The sequence below is a fragment of the Bosea sp. AS-1 genome (assembly GCF_002220095.1).
In the GTDB taxonomy this organism is placed as follows: Bacteria; Pseudomonadota; Alphaproteobacteria; order Rhizobiales; family Beijerinckiaceae; genus Allobosea.
On sequence record NZ_CP022372.1, the window covers coordinates 3,643,907 to 3,665,073 of the forward strand.

The following is a 21,167-nucleotide window of genomic DNA, read 5'->3' on the forward strand; positions in this document are numbered from 1 at the left end:
CAATCAGCCGCCGAAGGTATTGCTCTTCGGGAAGCCCTTGGGCGGCAGGCGGCCGGCTTCGGCGCGGTGACCGAGCCATTCGAGCAGATCGCTCTGCGGCACCGTCCAGGTGCGGCCGGAGGTGTCGAGCCAGGTCAGGCCGTCTTCCAGCTTGAAGGTCTTGGCGTCGGAAAGCCCGCCATCCTTGTAGCGTTGCAGGCGCACACCCTTGCCACGGCCCATCTCCGCGACTTCCGAGATCGGGAAGCAGAGCAGCTTGCGGTTCTGGCCGATGATCGCGACATGGTCGCCATCTGCCGGTACCGCCAGCATCGCGACCGTCTTGCCGTCGACATTGAGCACCTGTCGGCCCTTGCGGGTATTGGCGACGACATCGTCGGCGGGCGCGACGAAGCCCCTGCCCTCGCTCGTCACCATCAGCAGCTTCGTGCCCGGCCGGTACGCGAAGGCCGAGACGATCTCGGCCGTCTCTTCCAGTTCGATCATCAACCGGATCGGATCGCCGAAACCGCGCCCGCCCGGCAGCTTCGAGGCATCGAGCGTGAAAATCTTGCCGTTGGAGGCCAGCACCAGCACCTTCGCCGTCGTCTCGGTGAAAAAGGCCGTCTGGAGCCCGTCATCCCCCTTGAAGGAGAAGCTGGAGCGGTCCTGCACATGGCCCTTCAGCGCACGGATCCAGCCCTTCTTCGAGATCACCACCGTGATCGGCTCGCGCTCGACCATGGCCTGGGTCAGATCGATATCCGCGGTATCCGGCATGTCGGCGAAATCGGTGCGGCGCTTGCCGATCGCGGTCTCGGGGCCGAAGGACTTCTTCACCTGGCGGATGTCCCAGGCGATGGTCTTCCACTGCGTCGCCTCGGAGGCGAGCAGGTCTTCGATTTGCGACTTCTCCTTGGTGAGTTCGTCGAGCTCGGTCTTGAGCTGCATTTCCTCGAGCTTGCGCAGCGCGCGCAGGCGCGTGTCGAGGATGGCGTTGGCCTGGACTTCGGTGAGGTCGAAGGCCTTCATCAGCTCGATCTTCGGCTCGTCCTCCTCGCGGATGATTTTGATCACCCGGTCGAGGTCGAGATAGACGATCAGCAAGCCGCGCAGGATCTCGAGGCGCTTGTCGATCTGGCCGAGGCGGAAGCGCGAGCGCCGCTGCAACACCTCGCGGCGATGGTCGAGCCAAGCACGCAGGGCCTCGGCGAGGCCAAGCACCCGCGGCACCAGCCCGCCGGTCAGCACGTTCATGTTCATCGGAATGCGCGCTTCGAGCTCGGAGAGCCGGAAGAGCGATTCCATCATCAGGTTGGCGTCGACATTGCGAGCGCGCGGTTCGATGACGATGCGGATGTCCTCGGCCGATTCATCGCGCAGATCCGCGACAAGCGGCAGCTTCCGATCGTTGAGGAGTTCCGCGATCTTCTCGATCAGCCGCCCCTTCGAGACCATGTAGGGGATCTCGGTGACCACGGCGAGCCAGGTGCCACGACCCTGGTCCTCGACATGCCAGCGCGCGCGGGTGCGGAAGGCGCCGCGCCCGGTGCGATAGGTCTCCGCCATCGACTCGCGGCTCTCGACGATGATGCCGCCGGTCGGGAAATCCGGGCCGGGCACGAAGGTCATGAGCTGCTCGGAGGAGGTCTCCGGATGCTGGATCAGGTAGAGCGCGGCATCGCAGAGCTCGGCAGCATTGTGCGGCGGGATCGAGGTCGCCATGCCGACCGCAATGCCTTGCGAGCCGTTGGCAAGCAGGTTCGGGAAGGCGGCCGGCAGCACGACCGGTTCCTCGTCCTCGCCGTTATAGGTCTCGCGGAAATCGACCGCGTCTTCGTCGATACCGTCGAGGAGCAGGCGCGCGACCTCGGTCATGCGCGCTTCGGTGTAGCGGTAGGCGGCCGCATTATCGCCGTCGATATTGCCGAAATTGCCCTGCCCGTCGACGAGCGGATAGCGCTGGGCGAAGTCCTGCGCGAGGCGGACCAGCGCGTCATAGACCGACTGATCGCCATGCGGGTGGAACTTACCGATGACGTCGCCGACGATGCGGGCGCATTTCTTGTGAACCTGGCCGGGGTCGAGCCGGAGCAGCCGCATCGCGTGGAGGATGCGGCGATGGACGGGCTTCAACCCGTCGCGCGCGTCCGGCAGGGCGCGGTGCATGATGGTGGAGAGCGCATAGGCGAGATAACGCTCTTCGAGCGCCGATTTCAGATCGATGCGCTCGGCTTCGTCTTCCGGCGGCGGATCGACCGGTTTACCCATTCCTACTCAGCCTTCTTCCCGTCCAAATTCGCGCCGTCTCTATGACACAGAGCGAATCGACCTGCCAGAACAATGCAGGTACGAAGCCGCGCGCGCAAACGCGCAGGCTCGGTTTTTGCGCTCAATCGGTGGATGATTCAGCGTTGCGTCCGGTGAGCTCGATCAGACGCGCCCGCTCCGGCGGTTCGCGCAGCCCGCGCGGCTCGTAGAGATGCCGTCGCAGGAAGAAACCGGTCAGCGCGAAGCCTGCCATGAGATCGGCCGGCGAAGGCCGGCGTGCGCCCTGCCCCTCGATGAGAAAGGCCGGCAGGGCGAGCAGGAGATCGAGATAGGGTGCCGCCGCCGGGCGACTGACGGCCTTGCCGGATTTCGGCGAGACATGGCTGAGATCGTCGGTCGAACCTGTCGCAGCGCAGCGCGTCAGATCGAGCCCGAAGCCAAGCTCGGACAGCATGGCGAGCTCGAAGCGCACCACCAGCGCGGGCGCGAGCGCAGGGTCGTCGAAATGCTCGATCAAGACGGACAGGCCTTCATGCAGCGCCGGATGCGGATCGCGCTCCGGCAGAAGGCGCAGCAGGCCGGCGATGGTTGCTAGCCCGTAGAGTGCGACGGGCGCTGCCATCAACCGCGCGGCATGGGAGGCGAGCAGTTCGACCCTGTACTCGCCGAGATGCTCGTCGAGCCGCGCGCGCCAGGTCAATGCGACCCGGTTACCAGGCTGGAGCAGCGGTTGTGTCTTCTGCGAGCGCCCGCCACGGACAAGACCGAGATGGCGGCCATGAAGGCGCGTCATCACCTCGAGGATCACGGCACTCTCGCCATGCCCCTTCAACCCGATGATCGTGCCTTCGTCGGCCCATTCCATGCGGGCGAGTTAGGGCCTGTGGTGCCAGGTGGTCAATTTCCCAGCGCTGTTCTCCGGACAGGGCGCGTCAGCGGTGCCTTCCAGCCTCACGCATATTGCGCGATACCAGCGCCGAAGGACCAGTTCTCGCGCGCCGTCTCGACAAGGTTGATGAAGATGTCGTCGGAGCGCAGGCCGGGGTCGCGGCGCAGGTTCTCATGGATCTTCGCAAACAGCTCCTTCTTCTGGGTCACGCCGCGCGAGGCGCTGACGGTGAGCTGGATGACCACCATGGCATCCGAGCGGTCGAAGCCGAAGTAATTGGCGTTGTAGATGAAATCGCCGGCGTCGTGCTGGTGGACCAACGCGAAGAGATCGCCTTCGGGCACCTCGAAGGTTTCCCGCAGCGCCTTGTAGACGCCTTCGACGATGGCGGCGGGCTCGGAGGCCGGGCGGCCGCGGCGCATGGAAATCCGGATCAGGGGCATGGTCGTCTCCATCTGCGGCGATCCGTGCCTGCGGGCTCGCCGATGAGAGGACTCTAGCTTCAGGCATAAAAACATGAAATCGTATCAGTACTGATATCAGTGATACGGATTTTCGATTTATGATATCACTCGCCCTCGACGTGGAAGCCGTAGCCTCCTTCCTCCAGGCGGCCGAACTCACCAGCTTCACGCGTGCGGCCGAAGCGCTCGGCTCGACGCAATCGCTCGTCAGCACGCGGATCAAGCGGCTCGAAACCACGCTCGGCAAGCCGCTGCTGCAGCGCCACCCACGTCTCGTGCGCCTGACACCGGATGGCGAGCGCTTCCTGCCGGCGGCGCGCGAGTTCCTGGCAGCACACGGTCGGGCGCTCGCCGCGTTCACGGAGGAGCCGGAACATATCGCGATCGGCATCAGCGAGCAGGCAGCGGGCCCGGATATTCCACATCTGCTGGCCAGGCTGGCGGCGCATGATCCCAGCCTCGTCGTCAATCTCAGGATCGAGCCGTCGAGTTTGTTGGAATCCGCCTTCGAAGCCGGTGAGCTCGACGCCGTGCTGATCCGCCGGATCGGGGCTGGCAAGACCGGCGAAGTGCTCCGCGAAGACGTCTTCGGCTGGTTTGCCTCTCCTGCCTTGCTACCCCAGCCGGAAGCGCCGCTGCCGATGATCAGCCTCCTCGCCGAATGTGGCTTGCGCCGTCATGCCATCGAGACATTGACCCGCAACGGCCGACCCTGGCGCGAAGCCTTCATCGGCGGCGGCATGGCCGCGGTCGCGGCGGCGGTCTCAGGCGGGCTCGGAGTCAGCCCGCTCGCAACGCGCATCGCGCCGCGCGATGCGGTCGATATCGGCGTGGCCTGGGGCTTGCCGCTGCTCGGCCGCTCGCAGGTGGTGTTGCGCAGCCAGGCCGCGAGCGTCCGCGCGCGCGGCTTCGTGCGCGAGCTCGCAGCCGCTTTCCGAAGCTGAGAGCGCCCTACCCCAGCACACGCTCGACGCGGCTGATCTGGCGCTTCTCGCGCAATTCGCTGATGATCGCCGACAAGTGCTTCAGATCCCATACCGTCAGGTCGATGGTGACATCGGTGAAGTCCGGGTTCGGACGGTTCATCTGTACGGCGTCAATATTGCCGTCATGCTCGGCGATGATCGTGGTGATCTGGGCGAGCGAGCCCGGCTCATTGATCGACTTCAACGCGATGCGCGCGGGGAAGCGCTGCGGCACCTTGTCGTCGATATCCCAGCGGACATCGAGCCAGCGATCCGGCTCATTGTCGAACGCGGCGAGCGCCGGCGACTGGATCGGATAGATCGTCACCCCCTCGCCCGGCGACAAGATCCCGACGATGCGATCGCCGGGGACAGCGCCGCCCTGCGGCGAAAAGCGCACCGGCAGATCGCGGCCCAGCCCGCGGATCGGAATGGCGTCGGCGCTGGGCTCGCCCGGCAGCTTGAACTTGAGGTTGTCGCCCTTGCCGAGCTCGAACCAGTCCTTGCCGCTGGTCGCGCCCGCGGGCTTGGCCTCGCCCGTCGCGCGCTTCTCCGGCTCGAGATCCGGGTAGACCGCCTTGACCACGTCACCGGAATACATCTCGCCGCGACCGACGGCGGCGAGCACATCGTCCACCGTATTGCGGGCGAGGCGCTTCAGCGCCGCCTTCAGCTTGTCATCCGAGAAGACCTTCTCAGCGCGGGTGAAGGCGCGCTCAAGGATCTGGCGGCCGAGACCGGCATATTGCCGGCGCACGGCGGCACGGGTCGCCCGGCGAATGGCAGCGCGGGCCTTGCCCGTGACGACCAGCGATTCCCAGGCAGCCGGCGGCGCCTGCCCTTCGGCGCGGGTGATCTCGACCTCGTCGCCGTTCTGCAGTTCGGTCAGCAGGGGCGCGATGCGGCCGTTGATCTTGGCGCCGACGGCGCTGTTGCCGACATCGGTGTGGACCGCATAAGCGAAATCGATCGGCGTCGCGCCACGCGGCAGGGCGATGAGCCGCCCCTTCGGCGTGAAGCAGAAGACCTGGTCGTGAAAGAGTTCGAGCTTGGTGTGCTCGAGGAACTCTTCCGGGCTGTCCCCTTCCGCCAGCAGATCGACCGTGCGGCGCAGCCATTGATAGGCGCGGCTCTCATCGGCGAGCTGCATCGGCTCGCCCGCACGTCCGTCCTTGTAGTGGGCATGGGCGGCGATGCCATATTCGGCGATGCGATCCATCGCATCGGTGCGGATCTGCAGTTCGACGCGGCTGTGGCCGGGGCCGACGACCGTGGTGTGGATCGAGCGGTAGTCGTTCTGTTTCGGCGTCGAGATGTAGTCCTTGTAGCGGCCCGGCACCATCGGCCAGGTCATGTGGACGATGCCGAGGACGCGGTAGCAGTCCTCCGGCTTTTCGACGATGACGCGGAAGCCGAAGATGTCCGAGAGCTGCTCGAAGGAGACGGATTTGCGCTCCATCTTCTTCCAGATCGAATAGGGACGCTTGCGGCGGCCATGGACCTCGGCCTCGATGCCGCTGGCCGCGAGCTTCTCCTTCAGGTCGTGCTCGATCTCGCCGATGACCTTGCCTTCGCGTTCGGTCACCTCCTCCAGCCGCTTGGTCACGGTGGCGTGCGCTTCCGGCTTGATGTGGCGGAAAGCGAGTTCCTCCAGCTCCTCGCGCAGCTCCTGCATGCCCATGCGGCCCGCGAGCGGGGCGTAGATCTCGATCGTTTCCTCGGCGATGCGCAGGCGCTTCTCCGGAGGCACGAAATGCAGGGTCCGCATGTTGTGCAGCCGGTCGGCCAGCTTGACCAGCAGCACGCGGATGTCGTCGACGATGGCGAGCAGGAGCTTGCGGAAATTCTCGCCCTGCGCCGCCTTCTTCGAGACGAGGTCGAGCTTCTTGATCTTGGTGAGCCCGTCGACGAGCCGGCGGATATCCGGGCCGAACAGGTTCTCGATCTCTTCCAGCGTCGCCGCCGTATCCTCGACCGTATCATGCAGCACCGCGGCGACGATGGTGGCATCGTCGAGCTTCAGATCGGTCAGAATCGCGGCAACTTCGAGCGGATGGGCGAAGAAGGGGTCACCGGAGGCGCGCTTCTGCGTGCCGTGCGCGCGCATGGCATAGACATAGGCCCGGTTGAGCAGGTCCTCGTCGGTGTTGGGATTGTAGCTCTTGACCCGGTCAACGAGCTCATACTGCCGCATCATGCCCATGCGGGCCTCAACCTCATCCTATAATCATTGCAACGCATTATTATTTGCACAGGTCTCGACGGCAGCAAGGCGTTTTCCGGAAGGCAGGCATGAAAAAGCCCGGCACTGCCGGGCTTTAGCGGGAAACGGTGAACAATCGATTCACACGCGATCAAGGCATCGGATTTCTCCAGCGCCGATCAATCCTCGTCGTCGGCGCTCTCGGTCGGCGGCACGAGGCCGTCGAGACCGCGCAGCAGGTCCTCTTCGCTCATGCGGTCGAACTGGACATCAGCGTCCGAGCCGCCGCCGGCAGCGCTCGCCGGGCTGGCAAGCAGCGGCACGGTCTCGGGCTCCGGCTCGTCAACCTCGACATGCTTCTGCAGCGAGTGGATCAGCTCTTCCTTCAGATCCTCCGGCGTCAGCTTCTCGTCGGCGATCTCGCGGAGCGCGACGACGGGATTCTTGTCGTTGTCGCGCGGCACCAGGATCGACGCGCCCGAAGCGATGGTGCGGGCACGGTGGGCCGCGAGCAGGACCAGCTCGAAGCGGTTGTCGACCTTGTCGATGCAGTCTTCAACGGTAACGCGAGCCATGGATGGCGGCTCCTTCCGATCTCGGCGATGCAGGGAAATGAATTTGGTCACGGCCTTACAGGCAAAGCCGCGGCGATGCAAGAATTTCGCTGGCTTGAGCCGCGACGGGGTTCAGGCGCGCATGCGCCGCATCAGGTCGTCGAGCGTCGGGTCGAAGCGCGGCGCTTCCTCGGGGGCCCCCCTCCCGCCCATGGCCGGCAGCTCATGCGGCGCAAGCGAAGCGAAGCGCATGCGCATCGTCGTCGCCACACCCTCGCCAAAGGCGATGGCCTCGCGATTGCCGATCGAGGAGAGGAAGGCGATCGTGCTGGCGGAAGCGTCCGAGATCGCCGAACGGATGATCTGCTGGTCGCGTTCGTTAGCGAGCCGCATCGCGAAGATCGTCGAGCACTGCGACAGGATGGTCGGGTCGAGCTCGCCCGGGCGCTGGGTGACGACGCCGAGATAGGCCCCATATTTGCGGCCCTCCTTGGCAATGCGGGCGATGGCCTGGCGCGTCGGCGCAAAACCGAGCTGCGGGTCGGCGGGCACGTAGCGATGTGCTTCCTCGCAGAGCACGAGAACCTCGATCGCGCCCTCGCTCGCCATGGCGAGCTCGAAGGCGAGGCGCGACAGCACGGAGGCGACGGCATTGACCACCTCGCCGGGTAGCCCGCCGAGCTGGAAGGCGGTGATCGGGCGGCCATGCAGCGGGATGCGGAAGATCTGGCCGAGGATCGGCGCCATCGTCTCGTACATGTTGGCGCGGCCGAACATGAAACGATAGCGCGGATCGGCGTGGAGCGATTCCAGCCTGACCTTGAGCGAGCGCAGCGCCACGCGCGGCCAGCGCTGCTCATGCAGACCGATGAACTCGTCGATGACCTTGAAGACGTCCTTGAGTCGATAGGGCGTCGGCGCGTCATGCGCTTCCGGCACCGTCTCCGGCCCGCTCATGCGCCCGCCGGCCAGATCGAGCGGGCGCTTCAGCAGCAGCGAGGCGCCGAGGTCACGGGCGGGATCGGGCGCGCTCGCCGTGCGATAGCGCGCCCGTGCGGCGGCAACCACCTCGCGCAAAATGTCCGGCTCGTCGTCCAGCGTCGGACGGCCACGGAAGACGATATCGGCCAGTTCCTCCTGCTTGAACATCCAGAACGGCAGGTCGAGCGCATCGCCGTCGATGGTCAGCGCAAGATCGGGGAAAGCGCTGGAGTATTCGTTGTGAGGGTCGAGGATCAGGACGCGCAGACGCGGACGAACCGAGACCGCCTTGCGCAGCAGCAGCGCGACGGCGCTCGACTTGCCGACGCCGGTGGTGCCCAGCAGCGCGAAATGGCGCGAGAGCATGCTCTCGATATTCACAGCCGCGGGAATGCTCGCATCCTGCGTGATCTGGCCGACGACCACGCCGCCACGCTCGCCGAGATCGTGCACCAACGCCAGATCTCCCGCGCGGATGCGGTGCGCGACGGCGCCGATCGGCGGGTAGCTCGTGATGCCATTCTGGAAGCGCGTCGCACCGTCGGGGCTTTCCTGCACTTCGCCCAGGAACTCGACCTCGACCTGGATCGGGTTATCGGCGGTATCGGTCCAGGCCGCCTCAACGGCATGCACGCGATAGACCAGCGCGACGATGCGGCTGCGGCCGAGATTGATCGAGACCATGCGGCCGATCGCCCAGGCATCGCCGGCCAGCCAGTTTCCGGTGGAGACGGCGCTCAGGATCGTTGCCCGCGAACCATCGCAGGCGATCACTCGGCCCAGCACGCGCTCCGGCGGCTGGCTCGCATCGCGACGGTCCGGCGTGACCTCGCCTCCGAAAACACCCGACTTCACAGCAAGCTGCATCGCTTCAACCACCCTGTCCCCGACCATGGGTAAGGGCGCGCGGGTTACGATTGCTTTGACAGGTCACGCCAGTTGGATTCGCGGTTAGCAAACCGCAAAAGTACCGAGGCGACTTGCAACCATCGACACCCTCCGCCCGACCGATCAGAATCGGTGGCCTCACCATCACATTCGCTGCATTGAGCCCGGCGCCCGGTTTCGTCTATGGACGGCTTCAAAGAGTCGAAAGGGACGGATCATGGCTGAGCGGCTGCGCCTGGGTGTCAATATCGACCATGTCGCCACGGTGCGGAACGCACGCGGCGGCGCCGTGCCCGATCCGGTGCGGGCGGCGCATCTCGCGATCGCCGCGGGGGCAGACGGCATCACCGCCCATCTGCGCGAAGACCGGCGCCATATCCGCGACACCGACATGGCACGCCTGAGCAGCGAACTGAGCAAGCCGCTCAATTTCGAGATGGCCGCCACCGACGAGATGATCGCACTTGCCGAGCGCTTCCGACCGCACGCGGCCTGCCTCGTGCCCGAGAAGCGCGAGGAGCGCACCACTGAGGGCGGGCTCGATGTCGTCGGCCAGCAGGCCGCGCTTGCGCCCCGCATCGCCCGGCTGAAGGCCGCGGGCTGCCGCGTGTCCCTCTTCATCGAGCCGGATAAGGCGCCGATCGCCATGGCGGTGAAGCTCGGCGCGCCTGTCGTCGAATTGCATACGGGAAGCTGGTGCCATGCCGTCGCCGATGGCGATGCCGCCAAGGCCGAAGCGGAGTTCCAACGCCTCAAGAGCGGTGCGGAACATGCAGCCGCACTCGGTCTCGAAGTCCATGCTGGCCATGGGCTCGATTTCGATACGGCCCGGAAGCTTGCCGGGGTGACCGCCTTCGTCGAGTTCAATATCGGCCACTTCCTGATCGGCGAGGCGATCTTCATCGGACTCGACGCGGCGATCCGTCAGATGCGGCAGGCCATGGACGAAGGGCGAGCGAGCGCTTAACTGCTGCTCATGATCCTCGGCATCGGCTCCGATCTCTGCGACATCACGCGCATCCAGAAGTCGCTCGACCGCTTCGGCGAGCGCTTCACGCACCGCGTCTTCACCGAGGGTGAGCGCGCCAAATCCGACCGGCGGGCGACGCGCGCCGCCTCCTATGCCCGCCGCTTCGCGGCCAAGGAGGCTTGCTCGAAAGCGCTCGGCACAGGCATGCGCGCCGGCGTGTTCTGGCGCGACATGGAAGTCGTCAACCTGCCCGGCGGACGGCCGACGATGCGGCTCACGGGCGGCGCGGCAGCGCGGCTGAAGGCGATGACGCCGGCCGGCTTCGAGGCCTTCGTCCATGTCTCGCTGACCGACGATCCGCCTCTGGCGCAGGCCTTCGTGGTGATCGAAGCGCGGCCGGCGGTCTGAAGTCAGCGGCTCTCGGCATAAAAAAGAGCCGGCGCTACACGCGCCGGCTTCACAATCGTTTGGGCAAGTCTCCGACTTATTCGGCCGGCTGCGTGCCCGTGACGGCAGCCTGCGGCTCGTCGCTCAGCCAGCGATAGATCACGCCGCCGAGAATGCCGCCGATCAACGGCGCGACCCAGAAGAGCCAGAGCTGACTGATCGCCCAATCGCCGACGAACAGAGCCGGGCCGGTGCTCCGGGCCGGATTCACCGAAGTGTTGGTCACCGGGATGCTGACCAGATGAATCAGGGTGAGGCCGAGGCCGATGGCGAGCGGCGCAAAGCCGACCGGCGCCTTGCCATGGGTCGATCCCATGATGATGAAAAGGAACATCATCGTCATCACGACTTCCATGAGGAAGGCCGAGACCAGGTTATACTTCCCGGGCGAGTGATCGCCGTAGCCATTCGAGGCGAAGCCACCGGCAAGGTCGAAGCCCGGCGCGCCGCGCGCGATCGTATAGAGAAGGGCAGCGGCGGCGATCGCACCGATGACCTGCGCCACGATGTAGGGAACGACCTGTCCGCCCGGAAAGCGCCCGCCCGCAGCGAGACCGACCGTCACTGCCGGATTGAGATGGCAGCCCGAAATATGGCCGATGGCATAGGCCATCGTGACGACGGTGAGGCCGAAGGCGAGTGCAACGCCGAGAAGGCCGATACCCACATTCGGAAAGCCGGCGGCGATGACCGCACTGCCGCAGCCGGCAAAAGTAAGCCAGAACGTGCCGATAGCTTCGGCGGCATATTTCTTTGCATTCATTAAAATAACCCCCGGTTGAATATTTGCGGACACTGAGCCTGCGCCACAGATTCGTCAATATCCGGCCATTAGCGCCCACCGGAGAATCTTCCCGCGAACCTTGTCCCGCCTGCTGCGTTGCACCATCGACCACAGTCATGGAGGGGGACATCGAACATGGCGGACCGCGTCACGATCTGGCTCGACACGCATCTGAGCTTCGTTCCTGCATGGCCGGCCAGTATCGCGATCCTGGTGGTGGCCGGCGCTGCCGCGCTTCTGATCCATCGTCAGGCCTTTGCCCTGTTGACGCGGCTCGTCAGCCATATGGACCTGTTCTGGCGCTCACTGGTCTCGCGCACCCGCGGGCCGACACGCTTCGCGACGCTCACCGCGGCGCTGGCCTTCGCAGCAAGTGCCGCACCACTGAGCGAGGCGCAGGCCGGGCTTCTCCGCCATGTCCTGCTGATCTGCTTCATCGCGCTGACGGGCTGGATGGCGAAGACGGCGCTGCATGTCTGGACCACGGTCTATCTGCGCCGCTTCAAGCTCGACGCCGAGGACAATCTGCTGGCGCGCAAGCACGTCACGCAGACGCGCATCCTGCAGCGGGTCGGCGCGGTCCTGATCCTCGTCATCGGCCTGTCGGCCGTGCTCATGACCTTCGACGGCGTCCGGCAATACGGGGTGAGCCTGCTCGCCTCCGCCGGCGCCGCCGGCCTGGTCGCCGGCCTCGCGCTGCAGCCGGTGCTCAAGAACATCTTCGCCGGCATCCAGCTCGCCGTGACGCAACCGATCCGCATCGACGATGCATTGCTGGTCGAGGGCGAATGGGGCCATGTCGAGGAGATCACCTCGACCTATGTCGTGCTGCGCCTGTGGGATTGGCGGCGGCTGATCCTGCCGCTCAGCCATTTCATCGAGCGCCCCTTCCAGAACTGGACCCGCGAGAACGCGGCACTGATCGGCACGGTGATGATCTATCTCGACCATCGCGCGCCGCTCGAGGTCATCCGCACGAAGGTTCAGGACATCCTCTCCCGTTCGAAGCTGTGGGATCGACAGGTCGTCGCCGTGCAGGTCACCGATTTCCGCGAGCATGTGATGGAGGTGCGCATCCTCGCCAGCGCCCGGACCTCGCCACGCACCTTCGACCTACGCTGCGAGCTGCGCGAACAGCTCATCACCTTCCTGCAGAAGGAGCATCCCTACGCCCTGCCCCGCCTGCGGATGGAACCGGCCGAACGCCCCGATGGAAGGGCTCTGACAACGGCGCGCGCCGCCGCGGAATAGCCACAGTGAAGGCGCCTTAGAACGGCGGCGAGATCGCCGCGCGCGGCCGGCGGATCGACGACCGGCAGCGGTCCAGCGCAAGGCGAGCCATCCCCTTGTCAGGGCTCGGGATTGCGCGGAAAAGTGGTTTCCACTTTCCGGCCCGATGCTGTAGACCGCGCGCTGGATCGCAGTCCAAGGAGCGCCCGCGTGGCCAACGACGTCGACAGCAAAACCAAGGCGGCCAAGGAAGAAGGCGGCATCTTCGAGACGATCAAGGTGGTCGTCCAGGCCCTTCTCATCGCGCTCGTCATCCGCACGCTGCTGTTCCAGCCCTTCAACATCCCGTCGGGCTCGCTGATCCCGACGCTGCTGATCGGCGACTACCTGTTCGTGTCGAAATACACCTACGGCTATTCGCGCTATTCGATCCCGTTCGGGCCTCCGGTGATGTCCGGGCGCGTCTGGGCGGCGGAGCCGAAGCGCGGCGACATCGCCGTGTTCAAGCTGCCGAGCGACAATTCGACCGACTACATCAAGCGCGTCATCGGCCTGCCGGGCGACCGCATCCAGATGATCGACGGCATCCTCAATATCAACGGCCAGCCGGTGAAGCGCGAGCGCATCGCCGACTACGTCACCAGCGACAACTGGGGCCGCAACGTCCCGGTGATCCGCTACAAGGAGACGCTGCCCAACGGCGTGTCGCACGAGATCATCGAGCGCGAAGGCGACACCGGTACCTTCGACAATACCCAGGTCTTCACCGTGCCGCCCGGTCATTTCTTCATGATGGGCGACAACCGCGACAACTCGCTCGACTCGCGCGACCGCAGCGTCGGCTACGTACCCTTCGAGAACTTCGTCGGGCGGGCGGAGATTATCTTCTTCTCGATCGACGAGGGCGCCTCGGCCTGGAAGATCTGGGAATGGCCCTATACGGTTCGCTGGAACCGGATTTTCAGCACCATCAAGTGAGCAAACCGGGCGAAGGCGGGCGCAAGGCCCCGGACACGGCGCGGCTCGAAGCTGCGCTCGGTCACCGTTTTGCCGACAAGACCCTGCTGGCGACGGCGCTCACCCATATGAGCGCCGAGGAATCGCGGCTGGCGAGCTACCAGCGCCTCGAATTCCTCGGCGACCGGGTGCTCGGCCTGTCGATCGCCGACATGCTGTTCCGGCGCTATCCGCAATCCGAGGAAGGCAATCTCTCGCGCCGCCTCGCCGACCTGGTGCGCAAGGAGACCTGCGCCGAGGTGGCGCAGGCATGGAATCTCGGGCAGTTCATGCGGCTGGGCGACGGCGAGATCCTGGGCGGCGCACGCAAGAACAAGGCGATCCTGGCCGATGCCTGCGAGGCGATCATCGGCGCGGTCTTCATCGACGGCGGCTACGAGGCGGCGCGCGCACTGGTCGAGCGCGCCTTCGGCGAGCGGCTGATGAAGCCCGTGCGCCCCTTGCGCGACGCCAAGACCGCGCTGCAGGAATGGGCGCAAGGCAAGGGCTATCCGACGCCCACCTATGTCGAGCGCGGCCGCTCAGGCCCTGACCACGCGCCGGTCTTCGTCGTCGCGGCCAAGATCACCGGGCTCGCGGACTCCGAAGCGCGCGGGCCGTCGAAGCGCTTGGCCGAGCAGGCCGCGGCCGAAGCTTTTCTGAAACGCGAGGGTTTGTGGAACGACAAGCCGGAGGGCGACAATGTCTGAGGTGGATCAACCCACACGCTGCGGCTTCGTCGCGCTGATCGGCGCGCCCAATGCCGGCAAGTCGACACTGCTCAACCAGCTCGTCGGCGCCAAGATCTCGATCGTCTCGCGCAAGGTGCAGACGACGCGCACGCAGGTGCGCGGCATTGCCCTCGCCGGTCCGACGCAGATCATCTTCGTCGACACGCCCGGCATCTTCGCGCCGAAGCGCCGGCTCGATCGCGCCATGGTGACGAGCGCCTGGGGCGGCGCCACCGATGCCGATCTGATCGGCGTGCTGATCGACGTCTCGCGTTTCGATCATGAGGAGAACACCGCGCTGCTGGAGAAGCTCTCGGAGCTGAAGCAGCCGAAATTCCTGATCCTCAACAAGATCGACACGGTGGCGAAGGAGAAGCTGCTCGAGATCACCGCCAAGGTGAACGAGCGCGGCCAGTTCGAGGCGACCTTCATGGTCGCGGCGCTGACGGGCTACGGCGTCAAGGACATCCTGACTTGGCTGGAGAAGCGGCTGCCGCTCGGCCCGTGGCTCTACCCGGAAGACCAGATCTCGGATGCCCCGTTGCGCTTCCTCGCCGCCGAGATCACCCGCGAGAAGATCTTCGAGCGGCTGCACGACGAGTTGCCCTATCGCTCCACCGTCGAGACCGAGAGCTGGCAGCAGAAGCCGGACGGTTCGGTCCGGATCGAGCAGACGATCTATGTCGAGCGCGAGGGCCAGCGAAAGATCGTGCTCGGCGAAGGCGGCCAGACGATCAAGGCGATCGGCCAGAAAGCCCGCGCCGAGATCGCCGAAGCGGCCGAGGCGAAGGTGCATCTCTTCCTGTTCGTGAAGGTGCGCGAGAACTGGAGCGACGACCCGGAACGCTATCGCGAGATGGGGCTGGAGTTCCCGAAGGGCTAATGCGCAGCGAGAAGGACAAGATGCTGGCCGGCGAGCTCTATCGCGCCGACTGCCCGGAGCTCGTCGCCGACGACCGCCGCATCAGCGCCTGGATGGCGCGCTTCAACGCGACCACCGCCACGCCGGAGGAACGGCCGGCGCTGCTGCGCGAAGCATTCGGCCATGTCGGGCGCGACGTGACCATCCGCCCGCCCTTCCATTGCGACTACGGCTACAACATCAGCCTCGGCGACGGCGTCTTCCTGAACTTCAACTGCGTGATCCTCGACGTCGTGGCTGTGACCATCGGCGATGGTACGCAGATCGGCCCCGGCGTTCAGATACTGACGGCGGACCATCCACGCGATCCTGAACAGCGCCGGCAGATGCTCGAATTCGGCCGCCCCGTCAGCATCGGCCGCAATGTCTGGATCGGCGGCGGCGCGATCATCCTGCCGGGCGTCACCATCGGCGACGACGCCATTATCGGCGCGGGCAGCGTGGTCACGCGCGACGTGCCGGCCGGCCAGGTTTCCGTCGGCAATCCGGCCCGGCCGCGGCCCTAAGACGAAGCCTGCTCAGATGTTCGCGACCAGTGGCGTTACCGCGCCGCAACGGCACGTCTGTTCTGCGGCAAGACGCCACGGTTCCAGCTTGAAACTTGTCAAATTTTGTTCATGAAACGACATTGTTAGAACGCGTTTTGCTCCCAACTTTATTGCTTGAAGTGATTTCAGCAGGAGTGATTGCCATGGCCGCCTCGCCGCGCATTTCGCTGTTCATCGACGGCGCCAATCTTTATGCGACCTCGAAGCAGCTCGGCTTCGATATGGATTACCGCCGGCTGCTAAGGGAGTTCCAGGGGCGCGGCAACCTGATCCGCGCCTTCTATTTCACCACATTGGTGGAGAGCGAAGAATATTCCTCGATCCGCCCGCTGGTCGACTGGCTCGACTATAACGGCTATCGCGTCATCACCAAGGCGGCCAAGGAATTCACCGACGCCACCGGGCGCCGGCGCGTCAAGGGCAACATGGACATCGAACTGGCGATCGAGATGCTCGAGCTCGCACCGCACCTCGACCAGATCTACCTGTTTTCCGGCGACGGCGATTTCCGGCCGCTGGTCGAGGCGGTGCAGCGCAAGGGCGTGAAGGTCTCGGTGGTCTCGACGATCTCGACCAACCCGCCGATGGTTTCGGACGAACTGCGCCGGCAATGCGACGAATTCGTCGATCTTGCTCAGCTTATGCCGAAGATCGGGCGCGATCCTGCCGAGCGCACCGCCCGCAGCAGCACCGCTCCGGGCGGGTCCGCCGCACCGGCGAACCCGTCGCTGGAGCGCCGCTATGGCATCCGCCAGGGCGACGAGCCGGTCGAAGGGTGAGGACCAGCGGCGAGCTCAGCCGCCGGTCTTCAGCAGCCGCTGCTTGTCGCGGTTCCAGTCACGCGTCTTCTCGGTCTCGCGCTTGTCGTGGAGCTTCTTGCCTCGGCCGAGGCCGAGCTCGATCTTCGCCCGCCCCTTCTCGTTGAAATAGACCTTGAGCGGCACGACGGTGAAGCCCTCGCGCTGGATCGCCCCCATCAGCTTGTTGATCTGCCGGCGATGCAGCAAGAGCTTCCGCGGCCGGCGAACCTCATGGTTGAAGCGGTTCGCCTCGAGATATTCCGGGATGTAGGAGTTGAAGAGATAGAGCTCGTCGCCCATCGGGCCGGCATAGCTCTCGCCGATCGTTGCCTTGCCGCCGCGCAGCGACTTGACCTCCGTGCCCTGAAGGGCAAGGCCGGCCTCGATCGTCTCCTTGATCTCGTAGTTGAAGCGCGCCTTGCGGTTATCCGCAGCAAGGCGATAGCGCTCCGGATCGGGTTTCTTCATGCCGTTCCGTTGAATCCGTATTGCTTGACCAAGGCCGCCATGGCCTGAGATTCCGATTCGGGCTCGGAGCTCAAACCGTTGAGAACACCGAGCTTATCGGCTTCCTGTCGGTTCTGGCTGAGTTTGAACTTGCCGACGATCGAGGCGATCTCGACCTCGACGCCGACGATGCCGCGCGCCTGCGCCATGATGAAGGGCTCCGGCGCATCGGTCACGGCCCAGGGCTCGGACCGTGGCGCCTCCTGCTGCCGCGTCAGGGATTCGAGCTGGGCCCGCAGCCAGACTGGATCCTCGACGGTGCGGGCCGGGCCGCGCACCTGTACCGTGACGTAGTTCCAGGTCGGTACGACCTTGCCGGTCTCGCGCTTGGTCGCATACCAGGCGGGCGTGACGTAGCGCTCGACGCCGGTGAAAATCACCAGTGTCTCGGCCCCGGCGGCGATCGCCTTCCACTGGGCGTTCGGCCGGGCGAGATGCGCGCGCAAAACACCATTCGCGCCTTCCTCGGCGTGGAGGACGAAGGGCACGAGATTGGCGACGAGGCCCCCCTCGCCCACCGTCACCAGCGTGGCGAGCGGGTGCCGTTGGATCACGGCATGGAGTTCGGCGCGATCCTCGACCTTGAAATGGCTTGGCTCGTACATCGTTTCGGTCCCTGGATCGCCGCGCCCTGTCGGGCACCAATGGCGATCCGTCCTTTCTGTTTGGGCATCGGACTTATCCGAAAAGTGGCTTCCACTCTTCGGTCCGATGCTCAAGTTTCGGCCGGGGCGACCGGACGAGCACGGTTCCTATTTAGGCATTCAGCAGCCCGGCGAAAACCATGGCCTCGCGAATGGTCTTGCCGGTGGCCGGCGTGACCGGCATCAGCGGCAGCCGGATTTCTTCCTCGATGCGCCCGAGCAACTTGAGACCGTGCTTGGCGCCGGCGAGGCCGGGCTCCTTGAAAGTCGCGTCGTGGAGCGGCACCAGCCGGTCCTGCACCTTCAGCGCCTTGGCGTAGTCGCCCTTGAGCGCGGCCTCCATCAGATCGGCGCAAAGGCGCGGCGCAACATTGGCGACGACCGAGATGCAGCCATGACCGCCCGCCGCCATATAGGCCAGCGCTGTCATGTCCTCGCCCGAGAGCTGGATGAAATCCGGCCCGAGTGCGTGACGCTGCTGCGAAACGCGGGCGAGGTTGGCGGTGGCGTCCTTCACACCGGCGATGTTCTTAAGCTCGTAGAGCCTGGCCATCGTCTCGACCGACATGTCGACCACCGAGCGCGGCGGGATGTTGTAGATGATGATCGGAATGCCGATCGCATCGTTCACCGCCTTGAAGTGCTGGTACATGCCCTCCTGGGTCGGCTTGTTGTAATAGGGCGTGACGACGAGCACGGCGTCGGCCCCCGCCTTCTCGGCATGGACAGCGAGGTCGATCGCCTCGGTCGTGTTGTTCGAGCCGGCGCCGGCGATGACCGGGACGCGCCCCTTGGCCTGCGCGACAACGATCTCGACGACACGCTTGTGCTCGTCATGGGAGAGCGTCGGGCTTTCGCCGGTGGTGCCGACGGGAACGAGCCCGGTCGAGCCGTTCTCGATCTGCCAATCGACCAACGCCCGCAGCGCAGCCTCGTCGATCTTGCCGCTTTTGAACGGCGTGACCAGAGCGGGCATCGAGCCGGTCAGGGCGGGGTGCTTGGTCATGAGGACGATCCTGAGGCGAAAACACGGGGTTACGGGCCGTCACACATAAACCTTCACCTCGCCAAGGCAAAGCCGAGAACCCATGAAAATGCGTGGCCTCATGGTTAAGCTTTCATAAACTCCCTTCCCCGACCATCTCCCCATGCCTGCACGAGGATGGAGCCGTCTCATGGCCTCGCCTGCCGTCCGGCGACGATTGCCGGGCCTCCTGCTGCCACTGCTGCTTTCCGCCTCCGCCACTCAGGCAGGCGATGACGGCATGCTCGCCAGCCAGCGCACGCTGGCGATGGTCTCCGACGTCGAGACGACCGGCTCGCTGCCGCCTTACCCGCCTGGCGCCCTGCGGGGGGACGAGACGGTCAACCTCGAGGTCGTCCGGATCGCCATCACAGCCTATCGCAAGGGTGCGCTCGCGGAGGGCGATGCCGCCGCGGCGCGCATCGACGAGCCGACCACCCGCGCCCTGCTGGAATGGGTCGCGATCCATGCCAATGCCGGCGCCGTGCCATTCTCCCGTATCGATGCCTTTCTGCGCGATCACCCGAACTACCCGGCCACGACCCGGTTTCGACGCCGGGCCGAGGAGGCCCTGATCGCCGAGAAGAAAAGCCCGACGATCATCCGCGCCTTTTTTCTCGGTCAGCAGCCGGTTTCCCCAGCCGGGCGGATTGCCCTCGCGCTAGCGCTCAAGGATGAAGGAAAGGCGGACGAGGCCGATGCGCTGATCCGGCGAAGCTGGCGCAAGGACCTGTTCGGGCAGGCCCTGGAAAAGATCGTACTCGCCCAGTTCGACACCGCCCTGACCAAGGACGATCACCAGCTGCGCGCCGAGCGCTACCTGTTTCGGGGAGACGGCTCTGCCGCGCTACGCAACGCCGCACGGGTCTCGCCCGACTATGTCGTGCTGGCCAGGGCCCGGCTCGCCAGCGCCAAGGCTCGGCGACCGATCTCCGACAAGCTGATCGCCGCCGTGCCGGCCTCGCTGCGGGGCGACGTTTCCTTCGCCTTCCTGCAGGCGCAGCAGGCGCGCCGCGGCGACAAGCTCGACGAGGCCGCCAAGGCGATGACCGCCATTCCGCGCGACCCAACGCTGCTGGGCGACGGCGACGGCTGGTGGGAGGAGCGACGCATCCTTTCGCGCAAGCTGCTCGATGCCGGGAATGCGCAGAAGGCCTATGAGATCGCAGCCGGGCACGGCGCCGAAGATGCGCCCGAGCGTATCGAGGCCGAGTGGCAGGCGGGCTTCATCGCACTACGCTTCCTGAAGAACGCCGAAGCCGCGCTGAAGCATTTCGATGCGGCCGCCGCGGTGGCGGAAACGCCGATCTCGGTCGCACGCGCCGCCTATTGGCGCGGGCGCGCCTATGAGGCACTCGACAAGCCAGAGGAGGCCAAGACCGCCTTCGGCAAGGCAGCCGAGCAACCCGTCGCCTATTATGGCCAGCTCGCGCGAGCCAAACTCGGGCTCAACGACCTGCCGTTGCGCCTCACTGCTGCTGCCGGCCTCGATGCCCTGCCCGGCCATCGCGAGGTACGCCTGCTCTACAAGATCGGCGAGCGCGACCTTGCCAATCTGATGCTCGCCGATCTGGCCCAGCGCCTGCACACCACGGCCGCGCTGGAGACGATCGCCGCGATTGCCCGCCGCGAAGCCGATGCACGCACTCTCGTCGCCATCGGCAAAGCGGCGCTGCAGCGCGGCTTCCCGCTCGACCAGGCCTCCTATCCGACCCATGGCGTGCCGGATTTCGACGTGCTGGGCGATCCGATGGAGCGCGCGATCGTCCACGCCATCGCACGCCAGGAAAGCGCCTTCGATCCGACCGCGATGTCCCACGCGGGGGCACGCGGGCTGATGCAAATGATGCCGGCGACGGCCCGCGAGACAGCCCGCCGCGCCGGCCTGCCTTTCGACTGGCAGAAGCTCGGCCAGGACCCGCTCTATGCGGCGCGAATGGGTGCAGCTCATCTCAACGATCTGCTGAAGGAGTGGCGTGGCTCCTACATCCTGACCTTCGCCGCCTACAACGCCGGCTCACCCAATGTGAAGAAGTGGATCGCCGCCTATGGCGACCCGCGCGATCCTGAGGTCGACGCCGTCGACTGGGTCGAGCGCATCCCCTTCTCCGAGACACGCAACTACGTTCAGCGCGTCATGGAGAATCTTCAGGTCTACCGGCAGCGTCTCAACCAGCGCACGGCTTATCTGATCGACCACGACCTGAAGCGCGGCGGCAAGCGGGACTGAGGTTCGGCGGCCTGAAACCACGCGGCTGGCGCAAGGACAAGACAGCCGCACCAAGGTCGGACACTGGGCAGAGCTTCCATGGCTGTTCGGCGGGCAACGAGCAGCTTCCGTGGCCGGCGCAGGCATGGTTAGCTGTCTGG

General features: G+C 65.6%; 20 protein-coding genes. 10 read left to right on the plus strand and 10 right to left on the minus strand.

Annotation, left to right across the window (positions count from 1 at the left end; translation table 11 throughout):
- Positions 1-3: 3 nt before the first annotated feature.
- The 3 genes from parC to CE453_RS19180 all read right to left on the minus strand — a co-directional run bounded on the left by parC (position 4) and on the right by CE453_RS19180 (position 3,582).
- A complete protein-coding gene (gene parC / locus CE453_RS19170) occupies positions 4-2,250 on the minus strand; it encodes a DNA topoisomerase IV subunit A (protein ID WP_089176022.1) in 2,247 nt (748 codons plus the stop codon).
- A 121-nt stretch (positions 2,251-2,371) separates the two neighbouring features.
- Entirely contained in the window at positions 2,372-3,115 is a 744-nt protein-coding gene (recO, locus tag CE453_RS19175) for a DNA repair protein RecO (RefSeq protein ID WP_089176023.1), read from the minus strand.
- An 86-nt stretch (positions 3,116-3,201) separates the two neighbouring features.
- Entirely contained in the window at positions 3,202-3,582 is a 381-nt protein-coding gene (locus CE453_RS19180) for a tautomerase family protein (RefSeq protein ID WP_089178022.1), read from the minus strand.
- Between the two features lie 119 nt (positions 3,583-3,701).
- Between CE453_RS19180 and CE453_RS19185 the strand changes: the two genes are divergently transcribed.
- Positions 3,702-4,547 carry a LysR family transcriptional regulator gene (locus CE453_RS19185; protein WP_089176024.1) on the plus strand — a complete coding sequence of 282 codons (846 nt, stop codon included), beginning with the start codon at positions 3,702-3,704 and terminating at the stop codon, positions 4,545-4,547.
- 7 nt (positions 4,548-4,554) lie between these two features.
- Here the strand turns inward: CE453_RS19185 and CE453_RS19190 are convergent, their stop codons facing one another.
- From CE453_RS19190 to CE453_RS19200, 3 genes are all read right to left on the minus strand, one after another.
- Complete coding sequence (locus CE453_RS19190) at positions 4,555-6,765, minus strand: RelA/SpoT family protein (protein ID WP_089178023.1); 2,211 nt, start codon at positions 6,763-6,765, stop codon at positions 4,555-4,557.
- A 185-nt stretch (positions 6,766-6,950) separates the two neighbouring features.
- A complete protein-coding gene (gene rpoZ, locus CE453_RS19195) occupies positions 6,951-7,346 on the minus strand; it encodes a DNA-directed RNA polymerase subunit omega (protein WP_089176025.1) in 396 nt (131 codons plus the stop codon).
- Between the two features lie 111 nt (positions 7,347-7,457).
- A complete protein-coding gene (locus tag CE453_RS19200) occupies positions 7,458-9,173 on the minus strand; it encodes an ATP-binding protein (protein WP_157733105.1) in 1,716 nt (571 codons plus the stop codon).
- Between the two features lie 238 nt (positions 9,174-9,411).
- On the opposite strand from CE453_RS19200, the gene CE453_RS19205 reads away from it, so the two are divergent.
- Together CE453_RS19205 and acpS are read left to right on the plus strand one after the other, a co-directional pair.
- Positions 9,412-10,161: a pyridoxine 5'-phosphate synthase gene (locus tag CE453_RS19205; RefSeq protein WP_089176027.1), complete on the plus strand. Its 750-nt coding sequence runs from the start codon at positions 9,412-9,414 to the stop codon at positions 10,159-10,161.
- 9 nt (positions 10,162-10,170) lie between these two features.
- On the plus strand, positions 10,171-10,572 hold the full coding sequence (acpS, locus tag CE453_RS19210) for a holo-ACP synthase (RefSeq protein WP_089176028.1): 402 nt from the start codon (positions 10,171-10,173) through the stop codon (positions 10,570-10,572).
- 76 nt (positions 10,573-10,648) lie between these two features.
- On the opposite strand, the gene aqpZ is transcribed toward acpS, so the two are convergent.
- Positions 10,649-11,374 (minus strand): aquaporin Z, encoded by a 726-nt coding sequence (gene aqpZ, locus CE453_RS19215; protein ID WP_089176029.1) that lies wholly within the window; start codon positions 11,372-11,374, stop codon positions 10,649-10,651.
- Between the two features lie 156 nt (positions 11,375-11,530).
- Here aqpZ and CE453_RS19220 point away from each other — a divergent pair, with 156 nt between their 5' ends.
- The 6 genes from CE453_RS19220 (at position 11,531) to CE453_RS19245 (ending at position 16,601) form a co-directional block, all read left to right on the plus strand.
- On the plus strand, positions 11,531-12,646 hold the full coding sequence (locus CE453_RS19220) for a mechanosensitive ion channel family protein (protein WP_089176030.1): 1,116 nt from the start codon (positions 11,531-11,533) through the stop codon (positions 12,644-12,646).
- A gap of 189 nt (positions 12,647-12,835) precedes the next feature.
- Positions 12,836-13,603, plus strand: a complete 768-nt coding sequence (lepB, locus tag CE453_RS19225; protein ID WP_089176031.1) for a signal peptidase I — start codon at positions 12,836-12,838, stop codon at positions 13,601-13,603.
- Complete coding sequence (gene rnc / locus CE453_RS19230; protein ID WP_248307800.1) at positions 13,600-14,331, plus strand: ribonuclease III; 732 nt, start codon at positions 13,600-13,602, stop codon at positions 14,329-14,331. The genes lepB and rnc overlap by 4 nt, the downstream gene beginning before the upstream one ends.
- Complete coding sequence (gene era / locus CE453_RS19235) at positions 14,324-15,235, plus strand: GTPase Era (protein ID WP_089176033.1); 912 nt, start codon at positions 14,324-14,326, stop codon at positions 15,233-15,235. Before rnc ends, era begins: the two co-directional genes overlap by 8 nt.
- Positions 15,235-15,780: a sugar O-acetyltransferase gene (locus CE453_RS19240; protein WP_089176034.1), complete on the plus strand. Its 546-nt coding sequence runs from the start codon at positions 15,235-15,237 to the stop codon at positions 15,778-15,780. The genes era and CE453_RS19240 overlap by 1 nt, the downstream gene beginning before the upstream one ends.
- Positions 15,781-15,965: 185 nt before the next feature.
- Complete coding sequence (locus tag CE453_RS19245; RefSeq protein WP_089176035.1) at positions 15,966-16,601, plus strand: LabA-like NYN domain-containing protein; 636 nt, start codon at positions 15,966-15,968, stop codon at positions 16,599-16,601.
- Positions 16,602-16,616: 15 nt separating this feature from the next.
- On the opposite strand, the gene smpB is transcribed toward CE453_RS19245, so the two are convergent.
- The 3 genes from smpB to dapA form a co-directional block, all read right to left on the minus strand.
- Complete coding sequence (gene smpB / locus CE453_RS19250) at positions 16,617-17,090, minus strand: SsrA-binding protein SmpB (protein WP_089176036.1); 474 nt, start codon at positions 17,088-17,090, stop codon at positions 16,617-16,619.
- Positions 17,087-17,734: an FMN-binding negative transcriptional regulator gene (locus CE453_RS19255; RefSeq protein WP_089176037.1), complete on the minus strand. Its 648-nt coding sequence runs from the start codon at positions 17,732-17,734 to the stop codon at positions 17,087-17,089. Before CE453_RS19255 ends, smpB begins: the two co-directional genes overlap by 4 nt.
- A 151-nt stretch (positions 17,735-17,885) precedes the next feature.
- Complete coding sequence (gene dapA / locus CE453_RS19260; RefSeq protein ID WP_089176038.1) at positions 17,886-18,779, minus strand: 4-hydroxy-tetrahydrodipicolinate synthase; 894 nt, start codon at positions 18,777-18,779, stop codon at positions 17,886-17,888.
- 169 nt (positions 18,780-18,948) lie between these two features.
- On the opposite strand from dapA, the gene CE453_RS19265 reads away from it, so the two are divergent.
- On the plus strand, positions 18,949-21,027 hold the full coding sequence (locus CE453_RS19265) for a lytic transglycosylase domain-containing protein (protein WP_157733106.1): 2,079 nt from the start codon (positions 18,949-18,951) through the stop codon (positions 21,025-21,027).
- Positions 21,028-21,167: the final 140 nt, after the last annotated feature.